This window comes from Rhizobium sp. FKY42, from assembly GCF_005222835.1.
Taxonomy (GTDB): Bacteria; Pseudomonadota; Alphaproteobacteria; order Rhizobiales; family Rhizobiaceae; genus Neorhizobium.
In genome coordinates this window covers 392528-411052 of sequence record NZ_STGA01000029.1, presented here as the reverse complement: position 1 = coordinate 411052, position 18525 = coordinate 392528, and the positions used below count along the sequence as shown (strand labels likewise).

Genomic DNA, 18525 nt, shown 5'->3' with positions numbered 1-18525 from the left:
ATGTCTCCTCGATCTCTGTTTTTTCAAATTGGTTGTTTAAGCTGCCAGTAGGCCTGTCAAATCATATGCTGGACCAGCGCCACTTGAGGTAGCCACCACTTCGACAACGTAGTGGCTCCCGAGGAAGAAGTTTTCAATCACTACAGAGCTGTTGAGGATATTATCAACTGCGTCTGCGTTAGAGAAAATTACGAGGTCATTGCCGATCCTATTCAGACCGAGGTCGTTAGCCGCGTAGCTAACGTATAAGACGTCTTCCGTGTCAAAAGCTCCATCTGTCCGAGCAGCGCCGGTATTCGTCACACCATCGTTTATGCGGTCGAAGCCTTGTCCGTCAAAGTAATACTTGTCATTCCCTGATCCGCCCCACATCCGATCATCGCCAGCTTCGCCTCTAATGGTATCGGCACCTTGATCACCATAAAAAATGTCATTGCCAGTGCCACCCCAGAGCTGATCGTTTCCAGCTCCGCCTATGAAGACATCATTTCCAGCGCCACCATACATGATGTCGTTGCCGCCATCTCCCGCAAGCGTATCGGTGCCCGCTTCACCGTACAAGGTATCATCGTCCGCTCCGCCATTGAGGGAATCGTTTCCATCGCCTCCATAGAGGATATCGACCCCGTTTCCGCCATCGAGCAGGTCATTACCGTTGTAACCATAGAGTGTGTCATTGCCCTCACCACCATAGAGGCCGTCATTATAGACGCTTCCGTGAATGGTATCGTTGCCACCAAGGCCGTTCAGGCTCAACCAAACCTGATTTGCGGGCCATATTGAAGGCGGAGCCTCTGAATAGGTCCGATAATCCATAGTGTTGTTACTATTGTTGCCATTGAAGCTGGGCATCGTTTACACTCCTTATGTTGCCGACGAACCATTTCGCCGGTTTCTGGCGGGCGTGGCAGGTCTGCTGTCCAGGCTTTTGCCTGCTGCGCGGCATTCTGGGCAGTTTGAAGCGGTGAGGGTTGCGTCAAAGTTGCATTAACCACACTCGCTGAACACGCATTCTTCATCCCGCTATCCGTGTCGCGGGTTGATCTGGCAAACGTGATGTTTAGGGAATCCCGCTAGAAAACTGCTTACAACTTCATAGCAAACAAGGTTCTGGGCGGAGGCGGATCTGGTGGTGGGCTTCAATATTGCGAGCGGTTTCTTTCGGTCCACCTTGGCGCATGCGGACCGGCTGTTCTATTCTGACGCTTCCCGCAACGTAACCTATGGCGAGATGGGCGAGAGCGTTCGGCAGCTGGCGGGCTATTTCTCCCGGACGCGACGCCCGAAGCGGATCGGCATCCTCGCAACCCGCAGTTTCGAGGCCTATGCGGGCATTCTGGCGGCGGGCTTTGCCGGTGCCGCCTATGTGCCGATAAACCTCAAATGGCCGGAAAGCCGCATCGTCACCCTGCTTGGCCTGATGGAGCTGGATGCGCTGGTGGCGGATGTCAACGGAGCGTCTCTGCTGACGCCGGATGTGCTGGCCGCCGCACCCGATTGCATCGTCATTGCCGATGCCGCGAAACGTCCCGCATCCGTGCGCAACAGCCAGAGCATCGTGCATGTCAACGAGGTTGCGGCCGAACCGCTTTCGCAACCGCTGCCCGTGGCGGCGGATGATCTCGCCTATATCATCTTCACATCCGGCACGACGGGTCTGCCCAAGGGCGTGATGATCTCTGCCGGATCGCTGGAGAACTACCTTCGCGAAAGCCGCAGCTGGACCAATCTGACGCCGCAGGATCGTCTTGCCGAAACCTGCGACGTGACCTTTGACCTGACGGTGCACAACCTGTTTCTCTGCGTGGAGGCAGGCGCATCGCTGCACATTCTCTCATCGCTGGAAATGATGGCGCCGGGGCGTTTCGTGCGTGCACGCGAGATCACCGTCTGGATGTCGGTTCCTACCTTGATTGCCATGATGCGGCGCAATGGCTCGCTGAAACCCGGCATCTTTCCAAGCCTTCGTCTCTCCATCTTCTGCGGCGAACCTTTGCCCGTGGCGGCGGCTGAAGCCTGGGCGGCAGCAACGCCGAATGGCGTGGTGGAAAACATTTATGGCCCGACGGAAGGCACCGTCATCTGCATGCGCCAGCGGCTGACGAACCCGCCCGTGGAAACGAAGGGGCGCGGCATCCTGGCCATCGGCAAGCCCTATGACAGCATGGAAATCGCGATTCTTGACAGCGAGCAGAAGGTGCTGCCGGATTGCATGGCGGGTGAAATTGCGCTCTCCGGCCCGCAACTGGCCATTGGCTATCTCGGCGCAGCGGAACAGACGGCGGATCGTTTCCGAACCATTCGCGGCAAGCGCTGGTATCTGACGGGCGATCTGGGCCTGCGGGATGAGGCAGGCACCTATCATCACCTTGGCCGCACCGACAATCAGGTCAAGGTGAAGGGCAACCGCATCGAGCTGGAAGAGGTGGAGGCGCATCTGCGAAAGGCTGCCGAAACGGATGTGGTGGCGGTTGTCGCCTGGCCGGTGGTGGATGGCTCGGCCCAGGGGCTTGTCGGCTTCTGCTGCAGCGATAAAAGTGTGAGTGAAATCGAGGCGGCGCTGCTGCAGTCACTACCGCGCTACATGGTGCCCTCACAGATTCGCATCGAGGATAGCTTGCCGGTCAATATCAACGGAAAGGTTGATCGCCGCGCGCTTTTCCAGCAGTTGGAAGAGGCGGTAAAGGCTGTAAGACCCAATGCAGCCGAATGAAGGAAAAGACATGAACCAAACGTCAAACGCATCCATTCGGGCAATGGTGATGAACCTTCTCAGCGAGCGCGGCATCACCGAAATTGCCGATACAGAGCCGCTCTTCTCGTCGGGCCTTCTGGATTCAGTCGCCGCAACGGAGGTTCTTTTGGCACTGGAAACCGATTTCGGCGTCGATCTTTCCGATGAGGATTTCGACATTACGCAGATCGACAATATGGCAAGCCTTGAACACTTCGTGGGTTCCCGGACACCTGCATGAAACTGCGCCCAATCGATCAGGCCGAGGCTTCTGCTGCTGTCGCGCTGCTTTCATCCGGTTTTCCGTCTCTGTCCCATTCTGAATGGGCGCAGACGGTGAAAAAACTACTGAATTACGCAGCAGGGCGCAGCGACGGCGTGATTGGCCAGATCGCGGAGGTGAAGGGTCAGGATGTTGGCATCTGTCTCGCAATCGCCAATGATCAGCGGTTTGATGGTGCCAAGCCGGGCAAACGGATCAATTTCTCGGCCTTCTATATGGCACCGGGCCATGAGTGGATGACGACGCTTTTCATGCGCCGGCTGATGGCCAATCCAGATGTCGAATATACCGATCTCACGGCGTCTGCCACGATGCGGGAAATTAACCGCCGTCTGGGCTTCATCGATCATTGCGAAGGTATGATTATCGTTGCGACGCCCGCGGCATCGCTTCAGTCTGCGCCAAGCGGCATTCGGCTGCTCTCGCTGGAAGAGGGTGAGGCAGAGCCCCTCTCCCTGGCGCTGCAGCACCGGCAGGTGCTGGAAGATCATCGGGCTCTGGGTTGCGCCGCATATGTTGTGGTGGAGGCGGGCATTGCCCATCCGCTCATTCTGGCGCCAACCTCACGCAAGGGTATTCCCGGCATGCGTGTCCTGCTGGCACGGGATCGTGCTCTGTTACGCTCGGTGCTGGGCCCGCTCAGCCGCTCTCTGGTGCTGGCAGGTAAAACCTATCTCGAATTCGAAGGCACAGAAGCAGACGTACCCACGGGCGGCCTCTTCCGTCCCTTGGTCGCGCCTGTGCAATCCACCCGCAAACACGCGGTTGATATCATAGACCATACTTATTCCGAGTTTGCCTTCATTCCGCCCACGCGGTTGAGAGCGGCAGTACGCATTTATGAGCGTCGCGTGCGTGCCGAGGCGCAAAACCTGTCGCTTCAGGCCACCAGTGCCGCCGTCGCCCACCCCGCCACCGGCTTTGCCTTGAAGGTGGCGGAGATTGCTGGGCTGTAATTACCGCTTGCGCACAAATTCCGTGCGCAAAACGAGGCCCTTGATGGCATCGTGGCGGCAGTCGATCTCTTCCGGATTGTCCGTCAAGCGGATGGAGCGGATCACAGTGCCTTGCTTCAAAGTCTGTCCGGCGCCCTTGACCTTGAGGTCCTTGACCAGCACGACGCTGTCGCCATCCGCCAGCACATTGCCGGAGGCATCGCGCACCTCTGAAGCCTTTGCCGCTTCGGCTTTCAGTTCCGAGGCCGGACGCCAGTCGCCGGTCGCCTCATCATACACATATTCATCGTCATCGGCGGCCATGGCACGCATCCTTCATTGGTAAACCCGATGAGGGGCCTTAAGCCGCGGCAGACCTCGCTGTCAAAACTTCATCGGGGAATTGACCGGAAAAGCAGCCTGTTTCTGGCTTTTGTCAAATTGCAAAGTGCTCACCAGCGGTTATGGCCCTTTTCCTTGCGGCGATTGCTGCGGCGGGTGCCGTCAAAGAAACCGGGCGGCTTCCTGGAAACCCAGGCGGCAAATTTTGCCATTTCCGGGTGGGAAAGCAGGGCTTCCGCACTGGCATAGGTGGTTTCCAGTTCCGCTTCGGAAAACAGCGCATGGATTTGCCGATGACAAATGCGGTGCAGTGTCTGCGTCACCCGCCCGCCGCGGCTTTTCGGCACCAGATGGTGCTCGTCGCGCTGGTCCTCGGGAATGTCACGGCCACAGATCGGGCAGATCACCTCTTGGGGCGGCTTGTACCATTCGGGAACCTTTTCCCTGTGCTTGCGTGCCATGGTCGATCCTGTCTTCGTGCAGGATATATGGTTTCGGGCGAGAGACCTTGCAACCATGAAGCATTCGAGCGTAAGCCGCTTGACCTCTTCCAATAAGCTCGCTCTACACCTTTATGCCCCTTGCTCTAAGTCTTGAGGGGTGGAGACAAGGCATGGATCAGCAATCCCCTCACCAAACGGCGTCTGACGATGATGAGCCGACCGTAACCGGCTGGCGTCAGATCCTTGGCGCGCCCTATGGTTTGCGGCTGCTGGCCATTTCAGCCGGCATCGGCCTGCACGCCTTCAACGAGGTGGCCATTGCTCCGGTTCTGCCCATTGCGCTGGAGGCGCTGGGCGGGATTGCCTACCTGCCATTCGTTTATGCGGCCTTCTTTGCCTTCGTCATCGTCGGCGGGCTATCAGCCTCGCCCTTGCGCCGCCGGTTCGGTGCGCGCCTTGCTTTGTCCGGGGCGGGGATCATCTATCTGGTCGGAATTCTCATCCAGTTCTCCGCGCTCAATGCGCCCATGCTGCTGGCCGGTCGCGTGGCGCAGGGTCTGGCCGATGGCTGGATCGTTGCGCTCTCCTATTCTCTCATTGCCGATCTCTTTCCACCGAAGCTCGTGCCGCGCATCTTTGCCGTGGAAGCCGTGCTCTGGGCCGCAGCCGCCGTGCTGGGGCCATTCGCGGGCGGGCTCACGGTACAGCACGTCGGCTGGCGTGCAGCTCTCGCCGTCAGTGTTCCGGTGGTGGCGCTTTTCTTCATCGTCATGCCCTTTGCCCTGCCGAAGGAGAAGCGGGCGGAGAAGCCTGCGACGCCGCACCGGCTCATTCCGCCGCGCCTGTTCACCGTCTCGTCTACGGTCGGCTGCGGCAGCTGGCTGCTGTTTCTGATGATGTGCGCGCAAAGCGTCTCGACCGTGTTCCTGGCCTACACGCTGCATCATCGGCTGGGGCTCGTGCCGGTCAAGGTCGGGCTGGTTCTCATCACGTTGTCGATGAGTTGGAGCGTCGCGGCCATACCCATTGGCGGGATCGACAATCTGGCCATCCGCCAGCGGATCATGAGGCTTGGGCCGCTCTTGCAGATCTGCGGCGCGGCCCTTGTCTCGACGGGCCTCTACACTCTGATATTGCCGCTGGTTCTGGTCGGGCAGGTGTTCAATGGCGTCGGCTTTGCCATGGCCTTCGCCAGTGCCAGCCATGCGGTGATCGAGGATGCCGATCCCGAACACCGCATGACCACGAGTGCGCTTCTGCCCTCTCTGGAAACCAGCGGCTTTGTCTTCGGCTCCAGCGTCATCGGTGGGCTTGCCTCTCTCCTCGGCGCGCAATCGCTCCTGGCAGCGCAAACCCCGACAGCCGCCATCTTTTACCTATGGGGTGCGTCCGCCTGCCTTTCCGGTCTGGCCTTCCTTGCGGCCAAGGGCGTGACGGTGAAACTGCGCCAGGACTGACAACCCGCAATCGCTATCCACATTTTCCCGGATTTCACCCCATGGACAACGCCTGATTTGCTGTCTATGAGCGGCGTAATTGTATAACATTTATGGTGGCTCATGTTTAGAAACCTCATGGCAGGCGTCGCGGTCGGTCTTCTTTTAGCAAGTTCACCGGCGTCCGCAGCAGAAGACCGCGTTGTGGATGTGGTCGCTCCCTTTGAGATCACCGGACTTGATCCGGCAAAATCCGGCGATGTTTTCCTACGCATGCGCATCGTGGAGACGCTGGTCGAGGCGGATGCGCAAGGCAAGCCTGCCCCCGCACTGGCAAAGCAGTGGACGGTCTCGGAAGACGGCAAGCAATGGTTTTTCACCCTTCAGCCGAATGTGCGCTTTCACGATGGCTCGGCCCTGACGGCAGAGGCGGTGGCCTCCGCGCTGAATGTGGCGCGCGCCAAGCCGGGTCTTCTGAGCAAAGCGCCGATTGAGGCGATTGCTGCCGATGGTGATGCGGTGGTGAAGATCACGCTGTCGAAGCCCTTTGCGCCGCTTCTGGCCTTCCTGGCGGAAAGTCGGGCACAAATCCTGGCACCTGCGTCCTATGCAGGGGCGGAGGTGAAATCCATCATCGGCAGTGGCCCCTTTAAGCTCACCAAGCTGGAAGCGCCGCAGAGCCTCGCGGTGGAGCGCTTCGATGGCTATTGGGGCGCAAAGCCAGAGATCGAGCAGGCCCGTTATCTCGCTGTCGGTCGCGCCGAAACCCGCGCCCTGATGGCCGAAAGCGGCGATGCGGATTACGTGTTCAACCTCGATCCCGCCAGCCGTACCCGCCTTGCCAAGAGCGACAAGGTGAAGCTCATTTCGGTTTCCATTCCCCGCAGCGTTCTCATCAAGCTCAATGCAGGTCATCCGCTGCTCAGCGATGTGAAGGCGCGTGAAGCCTTGAGCCTTGCCATTGATCGCGAAGGTGTGGCCACTGCCATCCTGCGCTATCCGGCAGCCGCGACCCAGCTTTTCCCGCCAAGCCTTGGCATCTGGCATGATGCCTCCCTCTCTCCACTCAGCTATGACCCGGAAAAGGCAGAGGCTTTGCTCACCGGCCTTGGCTGGAAAAAGGGTGCCGATGGCATTCTGACCAAGGATGGCAAGCGTTTTGCGCTGACCCTGACCACCTATCCGGATCGCCCGGAACTGCCTTTGCTGGCGGCTGTCTTGCAGGAGCAGTGGAAAGAGATCGGCGTCGAGGTGACGATCAACTCCACCAATTCCAGCGAAATTCCGGCCAAGCACCAGAACGGCACGCTGGAACTGGCGCTGATGGCGCGCAACTTCGCGCTGGTGCCGGACCCGATTGGCACCATGCTCTCCGATTATGGCCCGGCCGGCGGTGACTGGGGTGCCATGAACTGGGTGAACCCTGGCTTCCAGCAGGCGCTGGATGGCCTGACGCGCATTGCGGACGTCAGCCAGGGCGAAACGCTGCGCCGTCAGGCGGTTGCGGCCATTCAGGCGGATCTGCCGGTCATTCCGGTCGCCTGGTATCAGCAGACGGTCGCCGTTTCGCCCAAGCTGGAAAAGGCAGGCATTGATCCATTCGAGCGCACCTTCGGCCTTGAAACCATGCGGTGGGGCAAGTGATGAGAATGATCCTCAACCGTCTGCTTCAGGCGGTTTTGGTTGCCTTCACGGTCGGTCTGCTTACTTTCATCATGATCCGCCTTCTGCCCGGCGATGTGGCCTATCGCATTGCCGCAGGGCGCTATGGTTATGATGTGGTGGATAGTGCGGCGGCTGCGAAAGTGGCCGCCGAACTGGATCTCAACAAGCCCGCCATTCAGGCGCTCGGCCTATGGCTCTACGATCTGTTGCGGCTGGATCTCGGCACCTCGCTGGTGAGTGGCGAGCCGGTCTGGGATGAGCTGGTCATGCAGCTTGGCCACACGCTGCAACTGGCGGTGACGGCTATCTTTCTGTCGCTTCTGATTGGGCCGCCGCTTGGCATTCTCGCCGGTCTCAATCGCGGTGGCTTTCTGGATCGTGGCTTGATGCTCGTCTCCACGGCACTGCGGGCGCTGCCGCAATTCGTCGTGGGCCTTGGCCTCATCGTCATCTTCGGGCTGATGCTCAACCTGCTGCCAACGGCAGGCCACACCCATGGCAGCCACCTCATTCTGCCTGCCGTCACGCTGGCGCTTGGTCTTGCGGCTGTGTCGGCTCAAGTGGCGCGCGATGCCATGGTGGATGTGGAGCAATCGCAGTTTTATCGTTTTGCCCGCACCAAGGGCCTCCCGGAAGGGCAGGTCTTTACCCGTCACGGATTGCGCAATGTCGCAGTGCCTATCGTCACCTATCTCGGTGTCCAGTTCATCTATCTGGTGGAAGGCGTGGTGGTGGTCGAAAGCCTGTTTGCCTGGCCGGGCATTGGCCATGCGCTGGTGCATGCTATTTTCGGGCGTGATGTGCCGGTCATCCAAGGTACGGCGCTGGTCATGGGCCTCATGTTCGTAGCCCTCAATGCGGCTGTCGATGGCCTCTGCTATATCATCGATCCGCGCCGGAGAGATGCATGACCAGCCTTGTTTCCGTGCAACCATTTTCCGTGCGCTTTTCCCCGCGCAAAACGCTTGGTCTTGCCATTCTGGCGGGGCTGGTGGTCTTCGCCTTTCTGCCGCTGGTCATTGGCGGAGCCGATCCACTGAAACAGAGCCTGCGCCTCGCGCTTCAGCCGCCATCGTCCGCCGCATGGTTCGGTTACGATCACCTGGGCCGTTCCATGGCGGCGCGGCTTGCTGCGGCGCTGCGTCTCTCGCTGGGGCTGGCGCTGCTCTCGGTTGTCACGGCCATGGTGCCCGGCATCCTGCTCGGCGTGCTGGCCGCATGGCGTGGCGGGTTCATAGATCGCGCCATCGGTGCCGTATCGGAATCGCTTCTGGCGCTTCCCGGCCTCTTGCTGGTTCTGATGCTGACGGCCATCGTGCCGGATAATCCGGCCATGCTCTATCTCGGCATTTCGCTGGTGCTGTGGATCGAGTATTTCCGCGTGACGAGGGCACTGGCACGCCCCATTCTCCAGTCGCCTGCGGTAGAAGCCTCGCGCCTTTTGGGCTTTGGTCCGGTCTATATTCTCAAACGCCATGTCTGGCCGGAAATTGCCGCCATCCTGTTGCGCCTCGGCGCCTTTGGTGGAGCCTCCGCCATCATGGCCGTTGCCGCGCTCGGCTTCGTCAGTGTGGGTGTGCGTCCGCCAACTCCGGAACTCGGGCTCATGATGATCGAGCTTCTGCCCTATTATGAGGAAGCACCCCACGCCCTGCTGCAACCCATTGCCGTGATCTTCCTGATGGTTCTGGCCCTTCAACTGCTTGCGGCAAGGGAAAAGCCCGGAAAGGAGAGGGTATGAGCACGCTGATGAAGGTACAGGGTGCCGCCGTGCACGGGTCGGGCGGGCGCCTTGTCGAGCCCTTTTCCTTCTCGCTGGAGGCGGGCAGGCCATTCACGATCCTCGGTGAAACCGGTTCAGGAAAAAGCCTGCTGGCACAGGCACTGATGGGCCTTCTGCCCGATGGCCTGACGGCAAGCGGCCAGCTGTTCATCGAGGGGCAGACGCTCGATCTTTCGGTTCCCGGCGTTCAGAAACCCCTCTGGGGCCGCAAGGTCAGTATTCTGCCGCAGGAGCCCTGGCTAGCGCTGGACCCCATCATGGCCGCCTCGTCTCAAGTGGAAGAAAGCTATCGCTTCCTGCGCAACGAAAAGACCAATCAGGCCCGACAGTCAGCCGACCGCGATCTTCAGGATCTGGGTGTCGCCGAAGCGGCGCGCAAACTTCCCGGCCAGCTGTCCGGCGGCATGGCCCAGCGCGTGGCCTTCGCGGCAGCGCGTGCGGGCGGTGCGCGCATCGTCATTGCCGATGAGCCGACCAAGGGGCTCGATATTGCCCGCCGCGATGAGGTGATCGATCTTCTGATGCGGGAGGTGAGGGCCGGCGGAACCGTGCTGGTTATCACCCATGATCTGGCGCTCGCCCGCCAGATGGGCGGTGATCTTGCTGTGATGCTGGAGGGCCGGATCGTGGAGCAGGGGCAGGCTGCCGACGTTCTGGCAGAGCCTCAGCATGAATATACAAAACGCCTGATCGCCGCCGATCCGCAGAATTGGGAAAAGCTGGAAGCCGAACCATCGACCTCGGCCTCCTGCGTCCTCTCCGCCACAGGGCTCGGCAAGACCCGCGGCGGCAAGCGCTTGTTTGCCGATATTGATCTGGCCATCCATCCGGGCGAAATCATTGGTGTGACGGGACCAAGCGGCTCCGGGAAAAGCTCGCTGGGGGATCTCCTGCTGGGCCTCCTGAAACCCGATACGGGCACAGTACGCCGCGCGGATGGCATTTCCGTTCACCGCTACCAGAAGCTCTATCAGGATCCGCCCGCTGCCTTTCCGGCGCGTGCCACGCTCAAGCAAAGCCTTGCCGATCTTCTGGCCCTGCATCGGCTGGAGGAGGCCCGCATAGCGCCGCTCATGCGGCGGCTGCGCCTTGGGGAGCACCTGCTGGACCGCAGGCCGGATCAGGTTTCAGGTGGAGAACTGCAACGCTTCTCGCTTCTGCGGGTACTGCTGCTCGATCCCGTCTTCCTGTTTGCCGATGAGCCTACATCGCGGCTCGATCTCATAACCCAGCAGGAAACCATCGCGCTTCTGGTGGAGCTGGCGCGGGAGCGCAGCTCAGCGCTGCTGCTTGTCAGCCACGATACGGCACTGATTGAAAAGACCTGCGATCGCACGATCTCGATCGGTTGACAAAACCATGGCCGCCATGGGCGGCGGGTTGTCCATCGGCGTCGGTGTCATGATGCAGATCACCGCTCCATGCGGATCGGCCACCACCGCAAAGCGACCGACTTCGGGAATATCTTCTGCTGGACGACGAACGGAACCGCCTTCCGCTTCGAACTGCCGGACGGTCTTATCCACGTCGTCCACGCCCACATAGCCGGTCCAGTTCGGCGGCATATGGCCTGCCATCTCCGGCGGAATGGTCATGAAGCCGGCCACGCCGCAATCCTCGTCGCCTGCGCGCGTGTCGAAGATGCCATAGTCGAAGCCCTCGGCGCCGGGCATCGGCATGCGCTTGGCTTTCCAGCCCACGACCTTCGAATAGAAGTCGCTGGCGGCCTGCATGTCGGTGGTCATCAATTCGCACCAGATGAATTTTCCATGGGTTGTCGATGGCATGTCACTCTCCTCCCGTTCTTGTTTCAATGGCAGCAGCCACTGGTTTTCGTCGCTGTCTCATACTCGTCATGACGCTTGATGAAGTTCATGGTGGAACTTTCGTTGCGGCCAAGCGGCGCCGTATCGAGGATCATCATCGTCGCCAGCCATTCCTCGCCGCCGCGCGCGTAGGAGGAATAGGTATGGAAAATCTGCCCCTGACCATCCCGATAGAAGGCGGATTGACCGGGCAGCTCATCATGCGCCTGCGCCGTCGGCGTCTCGCGGAAGTTATAGAACACCGATCCCGATGCCAGCTGTTCGGGCGTAAACGAAACGCCGAAATCATAGTTGAAGTGCGACCCGAAGGCTGACGAACGGCCAGTTTTCCATGCTGATGTCCCTCAACAGGCCGCATCCGGCAACGATGAGTTCAGTCACCTCGGTGCTTGACATGGACCGCACCACATTGACCGCTGCCTTGAAACCCCTTCAGCGACGGGGGTTGATCGAGGTGCTGACCGATCCGAAGGATGCCCGCAGCCGTCTGCTGAAATTGACGCAGGACGGGCTTCTCACCCTCAAGCGTGCTCTGCCGATCTGGACGGCAACCCATGAGGAGATTGACAAGGCGCTGGGCGAGGGCGGTTCCGATGCATTGAGGGAGGGAATGGCAAGGATCAGGTGAGGCGGCTGGCAATGCGCGGATCCTGCGCGAAATCCTCTAGCTGGAAGCCGATGCGCTGGCGGGGAAAGTCGCATAGTGCCTGAACGTGGCGGGTGGCCAGATGTATGCGCCAGCTCTGCCGTTCCACCGGCTCGCGTCGTTTGAAACCCTTGGCCGTCAGCAGCGCGATGTTCATGCCGCCAGCCGGGTCGCGGATCGATCGATACAGTATGGCCTCGATCCCGGCGCTGCGAGCAGCCTCTGCCAATGCCTGACAGGCGCCGTAATCGGTTGGATGCGTCCAACCCGCATCATCCTTGACCAAAGGTGGCTCGGACAGGTCCAGACCGGCTGCGGTGCCGATCTCTGCGGCGAAGGCAGTATAATCTGCCGCATTGGCGGGAAGTGGAGTCTGGGGTGACTCGGCAAAGAACAGAAGCCGGTAAAACGCCATCTCGGCCACGGCGGTAGAGACGGCCCTTGCAGCATAAAAAACACCTGGTGTTCTTCCTGCGCGACGAAAGCGAGAACCGTGCGGATAGATCGCGCCATAGCGAAAAGGCGTTGCCAGCAGATAATCCAGCCCAAGCGCTTCGGGTGGCAGGGCGGGCTTGGTTTCCTCCAGCAGGCTTTCCAGAAGCGCCTGTTCATCCACCGTATCCACCAGCTTCATGGTGGACACCTGATGTTGCGCTTCTACCAGCCGCCAGAATCGCCCTTCTATCGGGCGGGCCTCAGACGAGAGCGCGTCGGGCGTCCAGATAGGCAAGAACATCGGTCAAACCTGCAATGGTCAGAATTCGGTCTATCGGCGCACCACCCAGCGCGCTGTTTTCATTGCGCATCCACGCGCGCGCCACGGTCTCGTCGCCGCCGGTAATCGCATCGAGCGAGCGGAACAAGCGAATGAACATCAGCGCCAGCTCAAATGGTTTTTCATCGGGCGAAAGCGTCAGGTCGCCACGCTTCAACCGCGATACGGACGCCTCTGATAGGCCCAGAATGCGGCCCAGCAGACGACCGCGTATCTCCAGCCGTTCGCAGGCACGCAGCGCCGCCTTGGAAACCACCGCGCCTCTTTCAGCCGTATTCTCTCTTTCATGTGAAAGCATAGTTTCTGTTCCTTTCACATGAAAGATAATGCAGTCCCTTGGTCTTTGCAAGTGCATCCGGCTTGGCCCCCACCACCTTGCAACCCCCTTCATCACCCTCTAATGCGGCGGGGTCATCTTCTTAAGGAACCTCCATGCTGCGCAAACTCTATGCCTGGACCATGGCGCTCGCTGCCCGCAAGGCTGCCGCCTGGTGGCTCGCCATAATCGCCTTCGTGGAAAGTTCCTTCTTCCTCGTACCGGCAGATGTGCTCTTCGTGCCTATGGTCCTGGCAAGGCCAAAGCGTGCTTTTCTCTATGCGGCCATCGCAACGGTGGCCTCGGTGCTGGGTGGTATTCTGGGCTGGATGATCGGCCATTATGCCTTTGAGACTGTGGCAAAGCCGGTCCTCGCTCTCTATGGCAAGCTCGATACGTTTGATGAGCTTGCGGCATCGGTAAACTGGGAAACCATCCTCCTGCTGCTGGTCACGTCTGGTGCAGCGCACCTGCCGCCGATCAAAGTGGTGACGATCCTCTCTGGCGTAGCAAACTTCAGCCTGTTCTGGTTCACCGTCTCGGCCGTTGTCGCCCGTGGCGCGCGCTTCTTCGCGCTGGCATGGCTGTTGAACCGCTATGGTGAGGAAATGCGCCACTTCATCGAAAAACGCCTCAGCCTCATCACCGGTATCGCGGCCATTCTTTTGATTGCGGTGTATCTGGCCTACCACTTCCTGCGTTGACGTATAGCTGCCTTTTATGTACATATTTCTGTACATAAAAGGTGATCTATGCCCCACGTTCGCTTTACAGAATTTCGCCAGAACTTCGCCTCGCATTTTGATGCGGTTCTTGAATCGCGTGCGCCGCTTCTGGTGACGCGTCAGGGAGCGGAATCTGTGGTCGTCATCGCGGAAGGCGAATTTGAGAGCATGCAGGAAACGCTGCATCTTCTCTCCAACCCTGCGAACGCGGATCGTCTGCGTGAGAGCATGGAGCAATTGGCTGAGGGCCGGGTGGTCGAGCGGGATCCGACTGCCGAATGAAATTGGTCTGGACGGAAAATGCCTGGGCTGATTATGAGTTCTGGGTTGAGAGTGATCAGGCGGTGGTTCTACGCATCCATCAACTGATCAAGGACATGAAGCGGTCGCCCTTTGCAGGTTTGGGCAAGCCGGAACCACTTAAAGGTAGCCTGTCCGGCTTCTGGTCGCGCCGCATCACCGCCGACCATCGCATCGTTTACAATGTCGCAGGCACCGGAGAGGACCAGCGCCTGCAAATCATTCAGTGCCGCTATCACTATGTGAAGTAAGATCGGCCGCTTACCCGCTCAATCCCAGTGCGGCGGGCGAAGATGGCCGGGGTTCACGATGCGGCCATCGGGTCTCGCCAGTTTCGCGATCTCGCCCATTTCCGCTTCAGTCAGATCGAAGTCGAAGATGTCGAAATTCTCCTGAAGGCGCTCCACGGTCGCCGTCTTGGACAGCGCAATAACGTCCGCCTGCTGCACCGCCCAGCGGAGCGCCACCTGTGCCGCCGTCTTGCCATGGCGCGAGCCGATATCCTGCAGAACCTCGTCCTTTGGCACGCGGCCATCCGCCATCAGATAATAGGCGGTCAGCGAAATGCCATGCTTTCGAGCCGCATCCAGCAGTTTCGATTGGTCGAGATAGGGGTGGAGTTCCACCTGGTTGGTGGCAATTGGCGCATCCGAAAGCTCTGCCGCTTCCTCCATCATGGCGATGTTGAAGTTGGAAATACCGATGTTGCGGACCTTGCCAGCCTTTTTCACGGCGTTGAGGCTCTCCATGCGGCTCGCCAGCGGCACATCGCTTTGCGGCCAATGCAGCAGAAGAAGATCCACATAGTCAGTCTTCAGCTTCTTCAGGCTTTCATCCACTGAATGCGCAAAGGCATCGGGCGCAAATTTGTCCACCCAGACCTTGGTGGTCAGGAAGATATCGCCGCGGGCCACGCCGGATTGCTGAATGGCGGCGCCCACTTCGGCCTCGTTGCCGTAGATCTGTGCCGTATCGATGTGGCGGAAGCCAAGCTCGATCGCCTTGGGAACCACGCGCGTGACATCTTCGCCCGGCATGCGGAAAGTGCCGAAGCCCAGCGCCGGGATATTGGCGCCATTGGCGGTAACGGTCGGAATCATATGTACCTCGTCAAACATGTTGGTGAAACCTGAAGCCTGTTCAGGCGAAATGGAGCCTTGCTCTACTTGGGTTCGAGAAGCGCGAGGTCAAGCAGCAACCGCCAACTTCGACGTCGGGACGGATGGCATTTGACGCAACGCATGGCACACACCGAATTTGTGCCTCATAAGTGTGCAATGGTGCTTACCCGATGAATGAGAAACGAGGCCGATGCGTATTACCTGGTTCCTGTTGCTTGTGGCTCTCATCGCCATTGTCATGAGCATCCCGATGATCGACCGCCAGTTCAACTCGCCAAGAATGTCAGGCCAAAGCTCAGGGCAGGATTCTCCGCTCCTGCCACAACCGCAACAGCATCAGCGCCAACCATAGCGGTGATCGATCACTCCTGCTGATAGGTCTATGTGTGCGCCTGACGGATGGAAGCGGGATATGTCCGGATTTTCCGCTTTGGCGCAATTTTCTTTCGATCGGAAAATCGGCGACAAAAAATTCTTGACCCTCCCGTCTTGCGGGCATTCAGTGGCGTGAAAACGGTATCCGAGGAGAAGAAAAATGTCCGTCAACACAGCGCCCCGCAGCACCACCTGGACCTTCGTCGATGGCGAATGGATCAGCGGCAACCCGCCGCTTATCGGCCCGACATCGCATGCCATGTGGCTGGGCTCCACGGTGTTTGACGGCGCGCGCTGGTTCGATGGCATCTCGCCGGATCTCGATCTGCATTGCCAGCGCGTCAACCGTTCCGCCATCAACATGGGCATGAAGCCTACCAAGACGCCGGAGGAAATCGAACATCTGGCGCTGGAAGGCGTGAAGAAATTCGATGGCAAGACCGCCATCTACATCAAGCCCATGTATTGGGCCGAGCACGGTTCGCCCTTCTCCGTCGTCGCTGCCGATCCGGAATCGACCCGCTTCGCGCTCTGCCTGTTCGAAGCGGCCATGCACACCGCCCAACCGAGTTCGCTGACGGTATCGCCGTTCCGCCGCCCGAACCCGGAAGTCGCCATGACATCCGCCAAGACCGGCAGCCTTTATCCCAATAGCGGCCGCGCCATCATCGAGGCGAAGAACCGCGGTTTCGACAATGCCCTGATGCGGGACATGAACGGGAACGTGGCGGAAACGGCATCTTCGAACATCTTCATGGTCAAGGATGGTGTCATCATGACGCCGGTTGCCAACGGCACGTTTCTCTCGGGCATCACCCGTTCGCGCGTTATCGGCCTGTTGCGCGCCGCCGGTCACGATGTGCGCGAATGCACGCTGACGGTGGAGGATTTCAAGGCCGCCGACGAGATCTTCACCTCCGGCAATTATTCCAAGATTGTGCCGATCAACCGGCTGGACGACCGGCAGTTCCAGGAAGGCCCCATCGCAGCCAAGGCGCTGGAACTTTACATGGACTGGGCAAAGTCGGGCAAGAAGGCCGCCGCTTGAGCAGGAATTCGGGGGCGCCTGCGCGGCGCTTCCGTCCTCCAGCGTGCTGCGCGCGGCCAGTGGGTCATTGATCATCTAAAGCGCGGCGCACCTTATTGGATCCAGTAGAGCCGCGCTTTCGATCTTATCTTGCCGCATGTACGTTATCGTTCAATCGAGGACGATTGAACGCGACATACTGTAGCCTCAGATCTGGGTCATGTGCACACACGAAGACGCCGTCTCTGCTCTGGCGAACATCTATCTCTATGCCGTCCGCGTCCGCGTCAACTGCTGCAATCCAGGAGAAAGCGGAGTTCTCTCCACAAAAGGCTGAATATCCTCGATAGGCCAGAAGACGTATCATCCGCGGTGCTCCTATCCATAGGCAAGATTACCACGAGTCGTCTCGCACTCTACTTTCATGCCTTGACCCGATCAAACACGCCCGGTCACTCCCGCTTCGGCGTAACCTTTACATGATCGGCAGAAAGCTCCGAACCCACTTCGGCCTTCTTCGTCTTCTTGTCGAAGACGCATATGGTGGAAATGGTCTGTTTGGCGCCCTTCGCCTTGCCGCTGACGAGGGCAAGGCCATAGCTTTCGCTGCCAAAGGGATCCACCACGCTCACCGGTTTCTCGATGAGCCGGGAAGCTGCCTTGCCGCAGGCCGCCTCCACCTCCTTTGCAAATTCACCCCAGGCATCGTCCGAGGACGCATGTGCGGACAGAACCGAAGCGCACAGCAGGAGGCCGGTTGCGAAGACGACGTTTGGTATTGTCATAAGAATCTCCTGAAAATTTTCCGGTGTGTCTCAGCCCGAGGAGGGAGCAAAACTTTGCTTGAGTCAAATGCCGGATGTGCCGAATTTTCCCCTCTGGCCGGTTGCCTATGGCCGCGCGGGAACCTATGTTCCCGCTCAACCTGATATCCAAAGGTTCTGCCGAAAAAGGAGTAAGATTATGGCCTTCGAACTTCCTGAACTCCCTTACGACTACGAAGCCCTGCAGCCCTTCATGTCGAAGGAGACGCTGGAATACCACCACGACAAGCACCACAAGGCCTATGTCGACAACGGCAACAAGCTGGCTGCTGAAGCCGGTCTGGCAGACCTCTCGGTTGAGGAAGTCGTCAAGAAGTCCTTCGGCACCAATGCCGGTCTCTTCAACAACGCTGCCCAGCACTACAACCACATCCATTTCTGGAAGTGGATGAAGAAGGATGGCGGCGGCAACAAGCTGCCGGGCAAGCTGCAGGCTGCAATCGACAGCGATCTCGGCGGCTACGACAAGTTCAAGGCAGATTTCATCGCTGCCGGCACCACGCAGTTCGGCTCCGGCTGGGCATGGCTGTCGCTGAAGGATGGCAAGCTCGTCATCTCCAAGACCCCGAACGGCGAAAACCCGCTGGTTCACGGTGCGTCCCCGATCCTCGGCGTCGACGTCTGGGAACACTCCTACTACATCGACTATCGCAATGCGCGTCCGAAGTATCTGGAAGCCTTTGTCGATAGCCTGATCAACTGGGATTACGTGCTGGAAATGTACGAAGCGGCTTCCAAGTAAGCACGAACCATCGCAGGTTCAAGCCCGGCGGGAGCCATCGCTCCGCCGGGCTTTTTCGTGTCCCATGAACGGCCCGAAGATAGACAAAACCTGAGCTTTCGCTACATTTCAGCGCAGCGGTTCACAACTTTGTGTGTGCCGAAAAACGCCTTCCTTTCAACGTGCTGGCGTGTAATCTGCGGCTGTTGTCGAGACGCTTCGGGGATGGCCTGTCGCGTCACAAGCGA

20 protein-coding genes and 3 pseudogenes are annotated in these 18525 nt (G+C 59.3%); 14 read left to right on the top strand and 9 right to left on the bottom strand.

The annotated features are described in order from the left end of the window. Positions 1–36: 36 nt before the first annotated feature. Positions 37–852, bottom strand: coding sequence for a calcium-binding protein (locus tag E8M78_RS12830; RefSeq protein ID WP_137135398.1), 816 nt, complete (start codon positions 850–852; stop codon positions 37–39). A 277-nt stretch (positions 853–1129) separates the two neighbouring features. Between E8M78_RS12830 and E8M78_RS12825 the strand changes: the two genes are divergently transcribed. The 3 genes from E8M78_RS12825 to E8M78_RS12815 are packed head-to-tail and all read left to right on the top strand — an operon-like array spanning position 1130 to position 3973. Beyond that, positions 1130–2713 carry an AMP-binding protein gene (locus E8M78_RS12825; RefSeq protein WP_137135397.1) on the top strand — a complete coding sequence of 528 codons (1584 nt, stop codon included), beginning with the start codon at positions 1130–1132 and terminating at the stop codon, positions 2711–2713. Between the two features lie 10 nt (positions 2714–2723). Then, positions 2724–2975, top strand: a complete 252-nt coding sequence (locus tag E8M78_RS12820) for an acyl carrier protein (RefSeq protein WP_170973415.1) — start codon at positions 2724–2726, stop codon at positions 2973–2975. Further along, positions 2972–3973 (top strand): hypothetical protein, encoded by a 1002-nt coding sequence (locus E8M78_RS12815; protein WP_137135395.1) that lies wholly within the window; start codon positions 2972–2974, stop codon positions 3971–3973. Before E8M78_RS12820 ends, E8M78_RS12815 begins: the two co-directional genes overlap by 4 nt. On the opposite strand, the gene E8M78_RS12810 is transcribed toward E8M78_RS12815, so the two are convergent. Further along, positions 3974–4276: an alkylphosphonate utilization protein gene (locus E8M78_RS12810; protein WP_062552930.1), complete on the bottom strand. Its 303-nt coding sequence runs from the start codon at positions 4274–4276 to the stop codon at positions 3974–3976. A 128-nt stretch (positions 4277–4404) separates the two neighbouring features. Continuing rightward, positions 4405–4755: an HNH endonuclease gene (locus E8M78_RS12805; protein ID WP_137135394.1), complete on the bottom strand. Its 351-nt coding sequence runs from the start codon at positions 4753–4755 to the stop codon at positions 4405–4407. Positions 4756–4907: 152 nt separating this feature from the next. On the opposite strand from E8M78_RS12805, the gene E8M78_RS12800 reads away from it, so the two are divergent. From E8M78_RS12800 to E8M78_RS12780, 5 genes are all read left to right on the top strand, one after another. Further along, positions 4908–6194, top strand: a complete 1287-nt coding sequence (locus E8M78_RS12800) for an MFS transporter (protein ID WP_170973414.1) — start codon at positions 4908–4910, stop codon at positions 6192–6194. Between the two features lie 117 nt (positions 6195–6311). Further along, positions 6312–7817, top strand: a complete 1506-nt coding sequence (locus tag E8M78_RS12795; protein ID WP_246658308.1) for an ABC transporter substrate-binding protein — start codon at positions 6312–6314, stop codon at positions 7815–7817. Next, complete coding sequence (locus tag E8M78_RS12790; protein ID WP_348640117.1) at positions 7817–8749, top strand: ABC transporter permease; 933 nt, start codon at positions 7817–7819, stop codon at positions 8747–8749. Before E8M78_RS12795 ends, E8M78_RS12790 begins: the two co-directional genes overlap by 1 nt. Then, positions 8746–9579 carry an ABC transporter permease subunit gene (locus tag E8M78_RS12785; protein WP_137135390.1) on the top strand — a complete coding sequence of 278 codons (834 nt, stop codon included), beginning with the start codon at positions 8746–8748 and terminating at the stop codon, positions 9577–9579. The genes E8M78_RS12790 and E8M78_RS12785 overlap by 4 nt, the downstream gene beginning before the upstream one ends. Then, positions 9576–10973, top strand: a complete 1398-nt coding sequence (locus E8M78_RS12780; protein ID WP_137135389.1) for an ATP-binding cassette domain-containing protein — start codon at positions 9576–9578, stop codon at positions 10971–10973. Before E8M78_RS12785 ends, E8M78_RS12780 begins: the two co-directional genes overlap by 4 nt. Before the next feature lie 18 nt (positions 10974–10991). Here the strand turns inward: E8M78_RS12780 and E8M78_RS12775 are convergent. Beyond that, a pseudogene (locus E8M78_RS12775) lies at positions 10992–11408 on the bottom strand (VOC family protein); the annotation flags it as partial. 23 nt (positions 11409–11431) lie between these two features. Beyond that, positions 11432–11761 (bottom strand): annotated as a pseudogene (locus E8M78_RS12770) (DUF899 family protein); the annotation flags it as partial. On the opposite strand from E8M78_RS12770, the pseudogene E8M78_RS12765 reads away from it, so the two are divergent. Beyond that, positions 11758–12075: pseudogene (locus tag E8M78_RS12765) on the top strand (MarR family transcriptional regulator); the annotation flags it as partial. The pseudogenes E8M78_RS12770 and E8M78_RS12765 overlap by 4 nt on opposite strands. On the opposite strand, the gene E8M78_RS12760 reads toward E8M78_RS12765, so the two are convergent. Both E8M78_RS12760 and E8M78_RS12755 read right to left on the bottom strand, forming a co-directional pair. Then, positions 12068–12829, bottom strand: a complete 762-nt coding sequence (locus E8M78_RS12760; RefSeq protein ID WP_137135386.1) for an RES family NAD+ phosphorylase — start codon at positions 12827–12829, stop codon at positions 12068–12070. The pseudogene E8M78_RS12765 and the gene E8M78_RS12760 sit on opposite strands and share 8 nt — an antisense overlap. After that, positions 12789–13166, bottom strand: a complete 378-nt coding sequence (locus E8M78_RS12755; protein WP_137135385.1) for an MbcA/ParS/Xre antitoxin family protein — start codon at positions 13164–13166, stop codon at positions 12789–12791. The genes E8M78_RS12760 and E8M78_RS12755 overlap by 41 nt, the downstream gene beginning before the upstream one ends. A 134-nt stretch (positions 13167–13300) precedes the next feature. Between E8M78_RS12755 and E8M78_RS12750 the strand changes: the two genes are divergently transcribed. Genes E8M78_RS12750 through E8M78_RS12740 form a run of 3 tightly spaced genes read left to right on the top strand, consistent with a single transcriptional unit; the run spans position 13301 to position 14460 of the window. Continuing rightward, positions 13301–13888, top strand: a complete 588-nt coding sequence (locus tag E8M78_RS12750; protein WP_137135384.1) for a YqaA family protein — start codon at positions 13301–13303, stop codon at positions 13886–13888. A gap of 48 nt (positions 13889–13936) precedes the next feature. Beyond that, positions 13937–14191: a type II toxin-antitoxin system prevent-host-death family antitoxin gene (locus E8M78_RS12745; RefSeq protein WP_137135383.1), complete on the top strand. Its 255-nt coding sequence runs from the start codon at positions 13937–13939 to the stop codon at positions 14189–14191. After that, positions 14188–14460 carry a Txe/YoeB family addiction module toxin gene (locus E8M78_RS12740; protein WP_137135382.1) on the top strand — a complete coding sequence of 91 codons (273 nt, stop codon included), beginning with the start codon at positions 14188–14190 and terminating at the stop codon, positions 14458–14460. The genes E8M78_RS12745 and E8M78_RS12740 overlap by 4 nt, the downstream gene beginning before the upstream one ends. Positions 14461–14478: 18 nt before the next feature. On the opposite strand, the gene E8M78_RS12735 is transcribed toward E8M78_RS12740, so the two are convergent. After that, positions 14479–15306, bottom strand: coding sequence for an aldo/keto reductase (locus E8M78_RS12735; protein WP_137135909.1), 828 nt, complete (start codon positions 15304–15306; stop codon positions 14479–14481). Between the two features lie 559 nt (positions 15307–15865). On the opposite strand from E8M78_RS12735, the gene E8M78_RS12730 reads away from it, so the two are divergent. Continuing rightward, on the top strand, positions 15866–16753 hold the full coding sequence (locus E8M78_RS12730; RefSeq protein ID WP_137135381.1) for a branched-chain amino acid aminotransferase: 888 nt from the start codon (positions 15866–15868) through the stop codon (positions 16751–16753). A 431-nt stretch (positions 16754–17184) separates the two neighbouring features. Here the strand turns inward: E8M78_RS12730 and E8M78_RS12720 are convergent, their stop codons facing one another. Next, positions 17185–17517, bottom strand: a complete 333-nt coding sequence (locus E8M78_RS12720) for a hypothetical protein (protein ID WP_137135379.1) — start codon at positions 17515–17517, stop codon at positions 17185–17187. 178 nt (positions 17518–17695) lie between these two features. Here E8M78_RS12720 and E8M78_RS12715 point away from each other — a divergent pair, with 178 nt between their 5' ends. Continuing rightward, the gene (locus E8M78_RS12715; protein ID WP_137135378.1) at positions 17696–18298 is read left to right on the top strand and encodes a superoxide dismutase; all 603 of its coding nucleotides are present in this window, start codon (positions 17696–17698) and stop codon (positions 18296–18298) included. Positions 18299–18525 lie beyond the last annotated feature (227 nt).

Excerpts from the sequence above, each read along its gene's own strand:
- E8M78_RS12755 (WP_137135385.1), bottom strand. The coding sequence starts at position 13,166 with ATGCTTTCACATGAAAGAGAGAATACGGCTGAAAGAGGCGCGGTGGTT.
- E8M78_RS12805 (WP_137135394.1), bottom strand. The coding sequence starts at position 4,755 with ATGGCACGCAAGCACAGGGAAAAGGTTCCCGAATGGTACAAGCCGCCC.
- E8M78_RS12720 (WP_137135379.1), bottom strand. The coding sequence starts at position 17,517 with ATGACAATACCAAACGTCGTCTTCGCAACCGGCCTCCTGCTGTGCGCT.
- E8M78_RS12780 (WP_137135389.1), top strand. The coding sequence starts at position 9,576 with ATGAGCACGCTGATGAAGGTACAGGGTGCCGCCGTGCACGGGTCGGGC.
- E8M78_RS12800 (WP_170973414.1), top strand. The coding sequence starts at position 4,908 with ATGGATCAGCAATCCCCTCACCAAACGGCGTCTGACGATGATGAGCCG.
- E8M78_RS12715 (WP_137135378.1), top strand. The coding sequence starts at position 17,696 with ATGGCCTTCGAACTTCCTGAACTCCCTTACGACTACGAAGCCCTGCAG.
- E8M78_RS12830 (WP_137135398.1), bottom strand. The coding sequence starts at position 852 with ATGCCCAGCTTCAATGGCAACAATAGTAACAACACTATGGATTATCGG.
- E8M78_RS12750 (WP_137135384.1), top strand. The coding sequence starts at position 13,301 with ATGCTGCGCAAACTCTATGCCTGGACCATGGCGCTCGCTGCCCGCAAG.
- E8M78_RS12740 (WP_137135382.1), top strand. The coding sequence starts at position 14,188 with ATGAAATTGGTCTGGACGGAAAATGCCTGGGCTGATTATGAGTTCTGG.
- E8M78_RS12730 (WP_137135381.1), top strand. The coding sequence starts at position 15,866 with ATGTCCGTCAACACAGCGCCCCGCAGCACCACCTGGACCTTCGTCGAT.
- E8M78_RS12745 (WP_137135383.1), top strand. The coding sequence starts at position 13,937 with ATGCCCCACGTTCGCTTTACAGAATTTCGCCAGAACTTCGCCTCGCAT.
- E8M78_RS12810 (WP_062552930.1), bottom strand. The coding sequence starts at position 4,276 with ATGGCCGCCGATGACGATGAATATGTGTATGATGAGGCGACCGGCGAC.
- E8M78_RS12815 (WP_137135395.1), top strand. The coding sequence starts at position 2,972 with ATGAAACTGCGCCCAATCGATCAGGCCGAGGCTTCTGCTGCTGTCGCG.
- E8M78_RS12785 (WP_137135390.1), top strand. The coding sequence starts at position 8,746 with ATGACCAGCCTTGTTTCCGTGCAACCATTTTCCGTGCGCTTTTCCCCG.
- E8M78_RS12790 (WP_348640117.1), top strand. The coding sequence starts at position 7,817 with ATGAGAATGATCCTCAACCGTCTGCTTCAGGCGGTTTTGGTTGCCTTC.
- E8M78_RS12760 (WP_137135386.1), bottom strand. The coding sequence starts at position 12,829 with ATGTTCTTGCCTATCTGGACGCCCGACGCGCTCTCGTCTGAGGCCCGC.
- E8M78_RS12820 (WP_170973415.1), top strand. The coding sequence starts at position 2,724 with ATGAACCAAACGTCAAACGCATCCATTCGGGCAATGGTGATGAACCTT.
- E8M78_RS12795 (WP_246658308.1), top strand. The coding sequence starts at position 6,312 with ATGGCAGGCGTCGCGGTCGGTCTTCTTTTAGCAAGTTCACCGGCGTCC.